This is a genomic window from Colwellia sp. TT2012, assembly GCF_001440345.1.
Lineage (GTDB): Bacteria > Pseudomonadota > Gammaproteobacteria > Enterobacterales > Alteromonadaceae > Colwellia.
Genome location: NZ_LJYX01000006.1, coordinates 500,707 through 515,365 on the forward strand (window position 1 = coordinate 500,707; position 14,659 = coordinate 515,365).

The window sequence follows — 14,659 nt, forward strand, 5'->3', positions numbered from 1 at the left end:
CTGCTGCTAGGACTAAGGTACTTATAAGGTACTTAAAGAAGGTAAGTACCGACTAGTTAACCACAAAGGCAATTGTAAGCAGTCCTTTGCTGATGACTCACCGTTTTTTTCAATTAACCAATGAGCGTATTAATAAAGTTAGTCGGTTTTATTTGATGTCGCTAACATCAGATTGCTATCTATTGCACCCAGTTGCGAGTTGGTAAGGAAGCGCGAACAAGTTCCCGCCTACGGGGAATTATAAAATGCTGGCGGTGGCAGCGCAGCTTCTCCTGCTGCTTCTGCGTTGCAGATAAGGAAGCGCATGGATAATGCGTAGGCGGGATTTTAATCGCGCATGGGTAAGGAAGCGCGAACAAGTTCCCGCCTACGGGTAAATTATAATATGCTGGCGGTGATAGTGACGTTAACAGGTGTATCTTGTTGGTAAATATCTTCCAGCCACTGTATTTGGCCAGACGGACTTAACCAAACCGTTTGATAGGTGAGATAAACCGCAATGCTATTTGCCAGTTTAATGTGTTGGCTTTTATTCGTAGTAAGAGCCTTTCTTACTTGTCGTTGTTTACTTCTAGGCTCGTTTTTCATGAATTTTTCAGCAAGTAAATTGGCGTATTGTAAACGTACACAACCATGACTTAATGCCCGATATTTTTTCGAAAAAAGATGTTTTGCTGGCGTATCATGTAAATATACAGAATGAAAGTTTTTTATATTAAAACGGTATTTTCCCAAAGCATTATTCTTGCCAGCGGCCTGTATTAATTTGTATTCACCCAAAGCTGCCTTTATTGAGCGGGAATCATTAAAAATAGGTCGAAGCACTTGCTTAGCACCATAGCCTTTTGCCAATTTAAAGTTTTGCCGTCTTAGTGAACCTGGGTTGCGGGAGTTCTCGACTAATAACTCTTTATGAACAATATTATAGGTTGGTGTCCATTGTGGATTGATGGTAACACTGCTCACTTTAGTGACCATTATCGGGGTAGGGTGCTGATTATCACCAACAATCACTTTCATCGATAATGTTTCTTGCTGGTTTTCAATAAAGTATAAACGATAGGCGGGAATATTAACCAGTATATAACGTTTTGGTGGTTTACTGGGTAATGATAACCAACGCCATAAATTGATTTGCATGATTTCGAGGCGTTTCTCTGGCTTGGTATTAAGTGCTTTAATGGTTTTCGCCGTTAACTTGCCATTGGCGGTTAAACCATGTCGCGCTTGAAATTTTTTAAGGGCGCTAATGACTTCCGGATCAAAAATATGCCGCCGATAGTGGGAGTACTGTGCTTTGCTAAGATCGGCTAAAGCAACTAAAATACTGCGCAGCTTAATAACCTCTTTATGTCCTTGACCTAACCTTAAGGATAATTTTTCATCAATTACTGGCCAAGGCGTTTCTGTTAATTTACGGTAATGAACAATTGCCGAGCGTAGACGTAGCACTTGATCAAATTGTGGTAATAACTGCTCAACATAACGGGCAAGCTGATGATTTTTTACTGCTTTAAGGATGTCTTCACTGGGTTTCTCTTGCGGCTTAAACTGATAACCATTAAATAAAGTGGCAATAGAAAATAATTGCTGAGTGAGCTGTAGGTCAATTTTGTTTTTCTGCTCACTCGTTAAGTTGTTAAGATCATTAAACGTAACAAGGTTAATGCCCAAGTCATTCAGTAAGCTGAGTAATGAAATCCCGGATAAGTTGAGTTTATCATTTTCAATCCATAAATAATTTTTACTATGATGAGATATCAGCTGCTGATAGTTGATCTGCTTATCTTGAGTCAATAGCCCTATTGGTAAAAAAAATCCAGAGGTGTTAGCGGGGGGGGGGGCAGTAAAAGTAAAAGCTGGTACTGTGTTTACTATGGTAGTATTTAACATTAAAAAATATAAAAAAAACCTTGTTAAATTCATGTTATTCCCTTGGTTTTTTCGTTAAATACTGGTCTTTACTTAAGTTGCTCGCTATCCATTAAGACCCATAAGGCGGCGATTTTTTGCTTGTTGTATTTTTGCTATTGGTAATAATTCCATTCTTAATTTTTGATATCGCTGATATAAGCAGCTTAGCTCCATGCCTAGTTCCTTTTTGATATATGCGGTTGGTGTTAGACCAAGATGCTCTTTAAAGTTTCGGCAAAAGTGTGATGGATTTGAGAAACCAACAGCAAAAGAAACATTGGTGACAGAAGCATTTTCTTGACGTAAGAGGTATTCACTCTCTTCCAAGCGTCGACATAAAATATATTGGCAATAACCAACACCACATAAATCTTTAAACATATGACTAATACGACTAGGGCTTAAATATAAACTATTCGATGCTTGTTTTAGTGACGGGGCATCGAAAAAATGTTGTTCGATTAATTCAAACAGTCCCTCTAAAGGATGACTTATTAGCTCTTCTATGGCGGGCATAAAATCACTTGTTATTGACTCTTGTTCAAAACAATCAATATCAGTGGTTTCGTTAAGTTCAACTAACAGGTTAGTCAAAGCATTGTTATTCATCGGCAGATGGAACACATCTTTAACACCGAGTTTAAGCGCATGATGCAGCATAGGTATTGAGATGCAAGCGGACAAAATATAAAGTGATTTTTTTGAAAAGTCACGACTGATAGCTTCTAAATTATAACAGTGAAGTTCAGAATGGCAGTCCATTACATAAGCAAGGGCACCTAAAGATCCATTGAGCTTTTTTATATGCTCAATAGAAGGTATTATTTTGAAGGCAAGTTTATCATCTAGTCTATGACAAACCTGGTTGAGGCTGTTTTTGTTATGCCCGATAACACCAAAGTATTCTTTCGCTTTGAGAATAGCCATACTCATCCTTAAATATCCGAGTGATTGATAACCTAATACAGACAAATAACTAGTTGAACAATAGTTTAAAAATATGCATTTATCACACCTTTTTGTAATATATGAACCAATACAATTAGTTATAATTTCAATAAGAAATTCTCTAAGCAAAAGTGTTAAAAATTACGACACTTTTTAATCGATATTGTAATTGTGATTCGCAAATTGCAGATGAAATTAAGAAAAATGCTATTGCTATTTTAGTCTAGTTAATACATTTAGCGGGTGATTTTTCTGTAAGATTATAGTTTCTCAGTATAGGAACTTCTCGTTAAAACTGTTATCTTCACACGGAAATAGCCCCTAAAAATGACCTTTTCCTGTGCAGATAACTTTTTTTGAACGTTTTGAGCAAATACCAGTAAGTGATTGGCGCCGGCTAAATACTTCCTCGTGCCCGTTGGTCAGTTATGAGTTTTTTAAGGCGTTAGAAGCTAGTCAGTCGGTATCTGGTGCGCGCGGTTGGCAACCACATCATATGGTTATTGAAAATGATGGTACCATTGACGGCATTATGCCTTTGTACCTTAAGCAGCACTCTTGGGGCGAATATGTTTTTGACTGGGATTGGGCCAAAGCATATGAGGATAACAATCTTGCTTATTATCCTAAACTCGTCGGCACTATTCCTTTTACTCCAGTTACTAGCAACAAACTCTGGTCAAATAAGCTAAATTTAGCTGAGCTTTTTTCATCATTAATTAGCCATTGTCAACAGCACGAAATAAACAGTTGGCACATATTGTATTGCCCTGAAATAGACAGTACGTCAAGGCCAACAGCAAAAGGTAAAAGTGGCACAACTGATAAGTTACCTGAAGATGTTTATCTGCGTCATACGGTACAGTTTCACTGGTTTAACCGAGGTTATGCAAGTTTTGATGACTTTCTTGCCACATTCACTTCACGTAAACGCAAAAATACCCGTAAAGAAAGAGCATCGATAAAGCAGCAGGGCATTAACATTAGGCAAGTTCGAGGGCCAGATATTACGGCGAGCGATATCGATTTTTTCTATTTAACCTATCAACTTACTTATTTGAAACAAGGCCATCAGCCTCACCTTAACTTTGATTTTTTTAAGCAAATATTCACTCACTTAGCGGCTAATGTTTTGCTTATTATTGCCAGGCATAATGATGAAGATGTGGCTTGTGCTTTGTTTTTTTATGATGACAGCCATCTTTATGGTCGATATTGGGGCTGTAAAACAGCCTTTAACAACTTACATTTTGAGCTGTGTTATTACCAGGGTATAGCCTTTTGCATCGAACATAATTTACAATGTTTTAACCCTGGCACCCAAGGTGAACATAAAATCCAACGAGGTTTTGAACCGGTATTAACCCATTCATATCACTGGGTTAAACATGGCGCTTTTAAAGAGGCAATTAAAGATTTTTGCCAACATGAACGCGCACATATGCAACGTTATCACCAGCAATGTCAGCAAGCTCTACCATTTAAAGTAGTGGTATAAATAGCTAATAATCTTTGCTTTCAAATAAATACGTCACCTAGGAAATTATAATGGACATCGCATTTTCTCAAGCTTGTGAAAATAACAAACAGCCTATCTTTACGGTATTACAAGGTGCCTTTGCCAAGACTAAACGAGTACTAGAAATAGGCTCAGGTACCGGGCAACATGGTGTATTCTTTGCGGAACATTTACCGCAGCTTTGTTGGCAGCCAAGTGATTTGCTGGTGAATCATGCTTCGATAAACTACCGCAGACAGAGCAGTGGTTTAACTAATCTATTAGCGCCAATTGTTTTAGACTTAGAGCAACCGTGGCAAGCGGTCTTGACCAAGTCATCACTGCAAGGGATCATTGATGGTGTGTTTACTGCTAATACCTTACATATTGTTAGCTGCTCATTGGTGAGTAAGTTTTTCACTGGGGTAAAACAGAATTTAGTTAAAGGTGGCGTTTTATGCATATATGGTCCCTTTAATTACCAAAGGAAATTTACCAGTCAAAGTAATGCCAATTTTGACCTATGGCTAAAGGGTAGAGATGAAGAGAGTGGCATACGTGATATTGAATGGATTGAAAATTTGGCTCATGAGGCCGGCCTTTTTTTATTATCCGATAACCCTATGCCAGCGAATAATCGTTTACTGGTATTTATTATGAATTAGCGCAATAAAAGCCAACCAATAAAAACATCTAGACGTCTATACGTTTAGATGTTGACATATCTAGCAATCTAAGTAATATGATAATCATCGATTTATTATGTTCTTTTTTTTGTTAGGTAGTGTCATGCCCATTAAAATCCCTGGTCAATTACCCGCTTTATCTGTGTTAGATAAGGAAAACATCTTTGTGATGTCAGAGCACCGTGCGGCCAATCAAGAAATTCGCCCGATGCAAGTGGCTATCTTGAATTTAATGCCTAATAAAATTGAAACTGAAGTACAAATTTTGCGGATGTTATCCAATACGCCACTGCAAATTAATATCGAATTTGTTCGTATTCATAAAAATGTCTCCAAAAACACTCCGAAAGAGCATTTAGAAAATTTCTATTGTTTATTTGATGATATCAAGCACAAACAATACGATGGCCTTATTATCACCGGGGCGCCGTTAGCTTTACTTGATTATGCTGATGTTAGCTTTTGGGATAAAATTTGTGAGGTGTTTGACTGGGCCGAGAAAAATGTCACTTCCACCATGTTTTCTTGCTGGGCTGCACATGCGGCCTTGTATCACCATTATGGTTTAAACCGTCATTTACGTCAGCAAAAACTATCTGGGGTTTATCAACATTATCCTCTTGATAGTAAAGAAGAGCTGACTCGAGGTTTTGATGAGAGTTTTAATGTGCCACATTCACGCTATGGCTATATTAATCAAGCCGATTATCAAGGTATTGATGAGCTCAATATTTTGGCGCAATCAGCTGATGCTGGGGTTTATTTAGTCGCCAGTAAAAATAAGCGACAAGTGTACCTCACCGGTCACCCTGAATATGATACGGCTACCTTGCATGAAGAGTATCTGAGAGACTGCAAAAAAGAGGCGAGCACGCCATTGCCGATTAATTATTATCAAGATGATAATGTTAATAATAAACCGACTGGCTCATGGCGTAGTCATGGCAGTTTACTCTTTACTAACTGGTTGAATTATTATGTTTATCAAATAACGCCATACCAATTAGATGCCAATAATATCAATTCAGTGCTAAATAAATAGTAGGTTCAGCACTGATAATACCCTCATTCTTTAAATAGTTATTCCCGGATTTAACAATGAAAAAACACCCATCTTTTGCTTTATTTGAACAGCAACTGGCTAAAAATATTCTTATTCTCGATGGTGCTATGGGTACCATGATCCAAGCGTACAAGTTTGAAGAGCAGGATTTTCGTGGCGAACGTTTTGCTGATTGGCATACTGACGTTAAAGGCAATAACGATATGTTAGTGCTTACTCAGCCTGAAGTCATTACAGCGATTCATCGTGACTACCTTGAAGCGGGCGCCGATATTCTAGAAACCAATACCTTTAATGCTACCACGATTGCCATGGCTGATTACGACATGGAAGAGTATAGCAGCGAAATCAACCGTGTTGCTGCGCAACTTGCCCGTGCCGCTGCCGATGAATACACTAAAAAAACACCTGATCGCCCGCGTTTTGTTGCCGGTGTTTTAGGGCCAACCAATCGTACTTGTTCTATTTCTCCTGATGTCAATGACCCTGCCTTTCGTAATGTTACTTTTGATGAATTAAAAGAGGCTTATATTGAGTCAACCTTAGCGTTAATTGACGGTGGTTGTGACCTCATTTTAATCGAAACTATTTTCGATACCTTAAATGCTAAAGCGGCCATTTTTGCCGTCGAAGAAACTTTTGAACGACTTGAACTGCGTTTACCCGTGATGATCTCAGGTACCATTACTGATGCCTCAGGACGGACCTTATCAGGGCAAACAACCGAAGCCTTCTACAATTCACTGCGTCATGCCAAGCCGGTTTCATTTGGTCTTAACTGTGCGTTAGGCCCGGTTGAACTGCGCCAATATGTTGAAGAGTTGAGCCGAATTTGTGATGTTGCTGTTTCTGCTCATCCCAATGCCGGTTTACCTAATGCCTTTGGTGAATATGACTTTACCGTTAAGGATATGAATACTCACGTTGAAGAATGGGCCAGTTCAGGGTTTTTAAATATCATCGGTGGTTGTTGTGGTACTACGCCTGAGCACATTAAAGGCATGGCTGACACCGTTGCTAACATTAGCCCACGTAAAGTAGCACCCCGTGAAATCGCTTGTCGTTTGTCTGGTTTAGAAGTATTAACCATTAAAGGTGATAGCTTATTTGTTAACGTTGGTGAGCGTACCAACGTAACGGGTTCGGCTATGTTTAAACGCTTAATTAAAGAAGACAAGTACGAACAAGCTATTGCTGTCGCCTTACAGCAGGTTGAAAACGGCGCACAAATTATTGATATCAACATGGATGAAGGCATGTTGGAATCAAAAGAGGCCATGGTACGCTTTTTAAACTTGATTGCTGGCGAGCCAGATATTGCCAAAGTGCCCATTATGATCGACTCCTCTAAATGGGATATTATTGAAGCAGGCTTAAAGTGTATTCAAGGTAAAGGTATAGTTAACTCGATTAGCTTGAAAGAAGGCGAAGACAACTTTCGCAAACAAGCTGAATTAGTACGCCGTTATGGCGCGGCTATGATAGTAATGGCGTTTGATGAAGATGGCCAAGCGGATACCCGACAACGTAAATATGAAATTTGTCATCGTGCTTATCATATATTGGTGGATGAAATTGGCTTTCCGCCAGAAGATATTATCTTCGACCCCAATATTTTTGCTGTGGCTACCGGTATTGAAGAGCACAATAACTACGCGGTAGATTTTATTGAGGCGGTTGCTGATATTAAGAAAAACCTACCTTATGCGTTGATATCAGGTGGTGTTTCTAACGTATCATTTTCGTTTCGAGGCAATAACCCAGTACGTGAAGCTATTCACGCGGTATTTTTATATTATGCTATTAAAAATGGCATGGACATGGGAATTGTTAATGCTGGTCAGTTGGCCATTTATTCAGCGTTGCCGAAAAAATTAAAAATAGCCGTAGAAGACGTTATTAAAAATAGTGATGATGACGCGACCGAACGTTTACTTGATATTGCCCAAGAATACCATGGTCAAGCAGGTGGTAAGGCCTCCAAAGCGGATTTAACCTGGCGAGAGCTACCGATTAATGAGCGTTTGTCTTATTCATTAGTGAAAGGTATTAATGAGTTTATTGTTGCCGATACCGAAGAAGCGCGCCTTGTTGCTGTTCGTCCCTTAGACGTAATCGAAGGGCCATTAATGGATGGCATGAATACCGTTGGCGACTTATTTAGCGCGGGGGAAATGTTTTTACCGCAAGTGGTGAAATCAGCGCGAGTGATGAAACAAGCGGTTGCTCATTTAAATCCGTTTATTGAAGCGGCAAAAACTGAAATTAGTACCAACGGAAAAATCTTATTAGCAACGGTGAAAGGCGATGTTCATGATATTGGTAAAAACATTGTTGGTGTGGTGTTGCAGTGTAATAACTATGAAATTATTGACCTTGGCGTGATGGTTTCCTGTGAAGATATTTTACGGGTAGCGAAAGAAAAAAAGGTAGATATTATCGGTCTTTCCGGCTTGATCACCCCGTCCCTTGATGAAATGGTCCATGTGGCCAAAGAAATGAAACGCCAGGGCTTTGACTTGCCATTATTGATTGGTGGTGCCACAACGTCGAAAGCCCATACTGCGGTAAAAATTGAGCCCCAGTATGATGAAGCCGTGGTTTATGTCTCCAATGCCTCGCGCGCGGTTTCTGTGGTCAGTAAATTATTATCCAAGGAACACAAAGCCAAGTTTTTTGCTGACACTAGAGCAGAGTATGAACGGGTCCGTATTCGTCATTACAAAAAAGGCCCACGTTCAAGTTTAATTAGCCTTGAAGCGGCTCGTGCTAATGCCACACCGATCAGCTTTGATGATTACACCCCGAAAAAACCTAACAAGCTTGGTGTTACCGTACTGGACGATATTGATTTAAATGAAGTGAGAAAATACATTGATTGGACACCATTTTTCCTGACCTGGCAATTATCAGGGAAATACCCATTGATCTTAAAGCATGAAGTTGTTGGCGTGGAAGCAACCAACCTCTTTAAAGATGCTAATGATATGTTAGATGATGTTATTAATAACAAAAAAATCAAAGCGAAAGCGGTATTTGGTTTATTCCCGGCCAACCGTGATGGCGACGATATTAGCGTTTATACCGATGAATCACGTAAAGAGCTGCGCATGAACTTACACCAGTTGCGTCAGCAAAGTAAAAAACCTGCTGGGCAGTTTAACCGTTGTTTATCTGACTACCTAGCCCCGAAAGATTCGGGTATTGATGATTATATTGGCGCCTTTGCCGTGTCATCAGGTTTTGGCGTTGATGAGCTAGTTAAAATTTTTGATGCCGATCACGATGCTTATAATTCAATACTTATCAAAGCGGTGGCTGATAGATTAGCCGAAGCCACGGCTGAATATTTACATGAAAAAGTACGTAAAGAATATTGGGGTTATGCGCCAGATGAAGCGCTCGATAATGACTGCTTAATTCGCGAACGTTATCAAGGTATTCGCCCTGCGCCAGGTTACCCTGCTTGTCCAGAGCATACTGAAAAAGGTTTATTGTGGCTGCTGCTGAATGTCGACGAAAATATTGGTATGGATCTGACCTCTAGTTACGCCATGTGGCCAGGTGCCGCGGTCAGTGGTTGGTATTTCTCTCATCCTGAGTCTAAGTACTTTGCTGTGGCAAAACTGGCTAAAGATCAGGTACTAGATTACGCAATCCGTAAAGGCATGACCATAGAGCAAGCGGAACGTTGGTTGTCGGCTAATTTAGACTACGAGCCAGAATAATTAAATTGTTCACTAAGGTGACGTCGGATTAAGTTATCGTAAAGAAAAAGGCTGCACCAGGTTTATATTTATAAACAAGGATACAGCCTTTTTTGATAAGTTTTGCTCGTTATCAGTTAATACCAATTTCATTAAATTATTGCCCACTTGTGCTGGTTAAAATACTCCAAGGCGGCGTTGCTCTCAATCCCAATAGCCCGCTATTGGTCAATCGAGCGCCTTGCCCTGATTTATTTTCCCTACACACAACAAGATCACAAACTTAATGAAAATGGTATAAGTCATAACAAGTAATTTATTTTCATTACCTTAACTTGCTTTTGCTATGGTTAGCCCCGGCTTAGCTAAGCTGTGATAAGTCTGTTTGTTGAACAACAAACTTATTGTTAAATTTGGCTGATAACACACCTTTGCGACGAGCAAGGGCAACTTGTAGTTTCTTAGCAACTTTGGCAATGGCGACATATAATTGCTTGTCAGAAGCATTTACTGTTACTTTTTCACCTTCATACAAGGTGGTGACTTCAAGTTTTTGTATATGTGGCTCTACGGTAATGGTCGAGTTGAGTGTCATAATTGACGGATAATGCTTAGAGATTTTCGAAAATTTATTTTCGATTGATTGTTTGATACCTTCAGTAATTTCGACATGGTGTCCAGAAATTTTAATCTTCATAATATTACCTCTTTTGTTATCGTAATCATTGTCTTCAATTTCATAATCCTCCTGTTGATAAATATAATCAAGTAGTTTTTTGTGGTAATTAGAAACAAAGTGTAATCAACTTCAGGTTGGGATAAACATAGTTAATCGACAAGCTACTTGCCGTCTATGGACAATGGATCGCACGTAAACGTATATAGCCAAGCCACTTCAAGATGCGAGTTTCAGGATGTGAAGTGGTCAAGTAAAATTGGCCACGGATTTGTAGCTGAGCCAGTACCTTTGCTAACGAACACAAAGAAATAGATTAACAAAAAGAGGGTAAACAGTGGCAACCATCTTGAAAAATACCGCTACTCATAACTGCTAGTATTTTTAGTAGCCAATAAAGAATAGTTATTTTTTAGGTAGCACTATAATAATTTTTAGCCCCCCCAGAATAGAACTAGATAGCTTTATTGTGCCTAATAAATTATGTGTGACTTGGTTGTAAACTATGGGCATACCTAAACCAATGCAGTCTGAACCACGTTTAGTGGTCGAGAAGGGATCAAATATATTGCCAACTAACTTATCAGATAATCCTTCGCCATTATCCTGATAGATAAATTGCACCTCATCAGAATTATCAGTAATAGTTATTTTGATTTTTATTTTCTTATCCATTGAGTTATCAAAGGCATGTAAGCAAGAATTTTCGATAAGTTGACTAAACACTTCATCAATAATATGTGGATAGCTCATTATCTTTATGTGTTCTAGGCAATGGACTGTTACCTTAGCTGATTTAGCCGCTAACTTTATTGAGTTAGCTTTAATTATAAATTTAAATAGTTGCTGTAGATTAATTGATTTACTCACTTCATTTTGTGAAGAGTAGGATAAAGCTTTAAAATTTTTCACTAAACGTATTGATTTGTTGATATTGTTATTGATTAATTTTATGCAGCTATCTATATGTTCTATATATACATTTAGTTTATTTGATGTAAGTGTGTTTTTCCTCATATTATCTGTTAATGTTATTTGATTATGCTCCAATAGGGATACTGCCGTTAACATGACACCTAAGGGGGTGTTCAACTCATGAGCAACACCTGTAACTAAACCAACTAAGGAAGCCATTTTTTCAGATTCAAGTAATTGCTGTTGAGTGGTGGTTAACTCTTCTAAGGCATCACTCAATTCAATAGTACGATTTTTTACCCGCAATTCTAAATCTTCATTTAAGCTATTTAGTTGATTTTGAGCTTCTATTAATTCATTTACATCTTCAATGGTGCCAACCATTCTCTTAGCTGTACCTTGAGTAGTTCTTGATACTGCTTTTGCTCGGCTACGGTACCAACGCCAGTTTCTCTCTGGATCATGTCGTCTATAAGTTATATCTAGATGAGCAGACTCGTTATTTATATGAAAGTTAAAGGCGGCAAGTACCTTGTTTATATCATCAGGATGAGTGGTTTTTTTTAAGTGCTCAAGCGTGAATTTATCTTTACCGTTTATATTGTCAGTAATACTGTTTATTCTAAAAATATAGTTTTCAGCAATGTGCCAATCCCATAGCTCTCTATTACTACCCCACAGTGACAACGTTAGTCTTTCTTCATTGTCTTTGATATATAAATAGCGTTGATAGCGTTGATAAAAGAATAGACTGATTAACGTCATGATAATAAATATATACCCACTATAAGCCCACCAAGAAAGCCAGGGTGGCGGTTTTACATTTATTGCCAATCTAGTAATATTTTTGCTCCATGAGGTGTTTGTATTTCTGGCTCGTAATAATAGGGTGTAATCTCCCGCTGGGATATTTGTATAGGTGATTGAGCGTGATTTATCTCTAACTTTAATCCATTTTTCATCCAAGTTTTCTAGCATATATTCATAGTGGGTATCACTATCTTGATAAAAATCTAGTGTTGAGAACTCAAAGGAGACTAGGCTTTCTTTATGGGTTAAGGTTAATTTTTCCAAGAGATAGATCGCCTTCTCTAAATGGAAAGTTTCTGTTTTGCTTTGAATGTTTTTATCAGCGGTACTTATGCTAACGATATGATTGAACACTCGCATTTTTGTTAATGTTACCGACAGGTTGTTTTTTTGTTTGATGACCTTTTGTGGGTTAAAAATATTGAAACCGTTGATACCGCCAAAGTATAATTCTCCTGTTGATGCTTTTAAAAAAGCTCCGGCATTAAACTCATAACTTTGTAAACCATCCCCTAAAGTAAAGTTGGTAAAAGTGTTGGTTTTTGTATCTAATCTAGAAATACCTCTATTTGAACTTAGCCATATAGCGCCATCATTGCCTTCTAGGACAGCATAAGTCGCTTCATTTGCTAAACCCTGTTTTTTGCCATAACGAGTTATTTCTTGATGGTAAAAATCAAGTTTATTGATACCACCAAAGGTAGCTATCCAGATATTGTTATCACTATCTTCAGATACTGACATTACATAGTTGCTGCTAATGCTATTAGCATTATTACTATCGTGTTGGTAGCGAGTGAATTGCTGTGTTTTTTTATTATAAGAATTTAGTCCTCCACCATAGGTACTAATCCATAAAAGATCTCTCGAATCTTCAAATATGGACAATACATAATTAAAACTTAAGCTGTATTTATCGTTGGGGTCATAAGTAAAGTGGCTAAACTTTCTTGTGTTTGTATCTAGTTTATCTAAGCCGCTCTTGGTGCCAATCCATAAGTTTTGCTCTTTATCTTTATAAAGTGCGAGTATTTTATTATCAATTAAACTATTGTCATTGTCAGGCTGGTTAACAAAGTGCTCGACCTGGTTTGTGTTGGTATCTATTAGGTTTAACCCTGCATCATAAGTACCTACCCACAAAACTCCAGGGTTACTCTCTGCTATGGCCCAAACACGGTTACTAGAAAGTGAGTTCTTGTTTTTATTATGAATAAATCGCTTAACCCTTTGAGTTTTCTTATTGAAGTGATTTAGTCCTCCACCATCAACACCAAGCCAAATTTCACCTTGACTATCTTCGAATATTGACCAAATTTCATCGTGTTGTAATAATGTCGGATTAGTATTATCTTTATATATATGAGTGAAAATAGGCCTAGACAGGTTGAATTTATTTATGCCATGAGCAAATAACCCCAACCATAAAATATTATTTTTGGCAATATATAACTCATAGACAATATTGCCAGAAATCGATTCATTGAGCATGGGGTTATGTTGATGATGAGATTGTTTATCTCTATCCTTAGCCAATATGTGCAGCCCTGAAGAGGTAGCTAGCCATAAGCGTTGTTGTGTATCTTCTTTAATGTCATTAATAGCAATATGGCTTGAGGTGTCTTGATTAGCACTTTTAAGTATTACGCGCTGAAAATTATTGTGTGTTGGTTGGTACTTATTCAGACCATTTAATGTTGCTACCCATATTGTTTGACTTTGATCTTGATATATTGAGGTAACTTGGTTATCTGACAGGCTATAGGTTTGTTGATTATTATGTTTGAAGTATTCTATGGACTGAGTATTGATGGCGTATTTGATTAAACCATTCGTTTCAGTGCCAAGCCAAAGGTTATTTTTTTTGTCTAGTAATAGACTAGAAATAATGTTTTTTGATAGTAGCTCTTGATGCTCTTTCTTAAAAATAAAGTCTGAGAAATCTTGGCTATGTAAGTTGAATATTTGTATGCCAGCATCATGAGTTGCTAACCATAATTCATTTTGGTTAGGTTGAATTATTTGTTGAATGCTATGGTAGCTACTATTTTCTCCACGCTTTAAATATTGAAAGTGGTCAAATGTTTCAGTGTCATAATTAAAACGATTTAAACCACCACCCCGGGTTGCAATCCATAAACTACCTTGTTGGTCAATAAATAGGTGGTAAATATAGTCGTTACTTAGTGAGCTAGGGTCTTCAGTATCGGCATAAAAAGTTTCAAATTCAAAGCCATCAAATCGGTTTAATCCATCTTGGGTACCAAACCACATGAAGCCATATTTATCTTGAATGATGGCATTTACCGTGTTTTGTGATAAACCATCTTCAATATCATATCCGGTAAATCTGATACTGGCATTTGTTTGCCAGCTGCAAGCAAGTAATAGCATAAGAGAAAACCTATATACCATACCCATAGTTGCCTTGCTGGACTAAAT

General features: G+C 38.0%; 8 protein-coding genes. 4 read left to right on the top strand and 4 right to left on the bottom strand.

From position 1 onward, the window contains the following. Positions 1 to 378: 378 nt before the first annotated feature. Positions 379 to 1,926: a L,D-transpeptidase family protein gene (locus ASU03_RS03975; RefSeq protein WP_057830569.1), complete on the bottom strand. Its 1,548-nt coding sequence runs from the start codon at positions 1,924 to 1,926 to the stop codon at positions 379 to 381. Positions 1,927 to 1,977: 51 nt separating this feature from the next. Beyond that, complete coding sequence (locus ASU03_RS03980) at positions 1,978 to 2,841, bottom strand: helix-turn-helix transcriptional regulator (RefSeq protein ID WP_057830570.1); 864 nt, start codon at positions 2,839 to 2,841, stop codon at positions 1,978 to 1,980. Between the two features lie 361 nt (positions 2,842 to 3,202). Here ASU03_RS03980 and ASU03_RS03985 point away from each other — a divergent pair, with 361 nt between their 5' ends. The 4 genes from ASU03_RS03985 (at position 3,203) to metH (ending at position 9,837) form a co-directional block, all read left to right on the top strand. Continuing rightward, positions 3,203 to 4,360 (top strand): GNAT family N-acetyltransferase, encoded by a 1,158-nt coding sequence (locus ASU03_RS03985; RefSeq protein WP_057830571.1) that lies wholly within the window; start codon positions 3,203 to 3,205, stop codon positions 4,358 to 4,360. 50 nt (positions 4,361 to 4,410) lie between these two features. Beyond that, positions 4,411 to 5,025 carry a DUF938 domain-containing protein gene (locus ASU03_RS03990; protein ID WP_057830572.1) on the top strand — a complete coding sequence of 205 codons (615 nt, stop codon included), beginning with the start codon at positions 4,411 to 4,413 and terminating at the stop codon, positions 5,023 to 5,025. Between the two features lie 124 nt (positions 5,026 to 5,149). After that, on the top strand, positions 5,150 to 6,088 hold the full coding sequence (locus ASU03_RS03995; RefSeq protein ID WP_057830573.1) for a homoserine O-succinyltransferase: 939 nt from the start codon (positions 5,150 to 5,152) through the stop codon (positions 6,086 to 6,088). A gap of 56 nt (positions 6,089 to 6,144) precedes the next feature. Then, positions 6,145 to 9,837: a methionine synthase gene (metH, locus tag ASU03_RS04000; RefSeq protein WP_057830574.1), complete on the top strand. Its 3,693-nt coding sequence runs from the start codon at positions 6,145 to 6,147 to the stop codon at positions 9,835 to 9,837. 340 nt (positions 9,838 to 10,177) lie between these two features. Here metH and hpf read toward each other — a convergent pair whose 3' ends face one another. Together hpf and ASU03_RS04010 are read right to left on the bottom strand one after the other, a co-directional pair. Further along, positions 10,178 to 10,513 carry a ribosome hibernation-promoting factor, HPF/YfiA family gene (hpf, locus tag ASU03_RS04005; protein ID WP_057830575.1) on the bottom strand — a complete coding sequence of 112 codons (336 nt, stop codon included), beginning with the start codon at positions 10,511 to 10,513 and terminating at the stop codon, positions 10,178 to 10,180. Positions 10,514 to 10,897: 384 nt separating this feature from the next. Beyond that, positions 10,898 to 14,632 (bottom strand): two-component regulator propeller domain-containing protein, encoded by a 3,735-nt coding sequence (locus ASU03_RS04010; RefSeq protein WP_197411189.1) that lies wholly within the window; start codon positions 14,630 to 14,632, stop codon positions 10,898 to 10,900. Positions 14,633 to 14,659 lie beyond the last annotated feature (27 nt).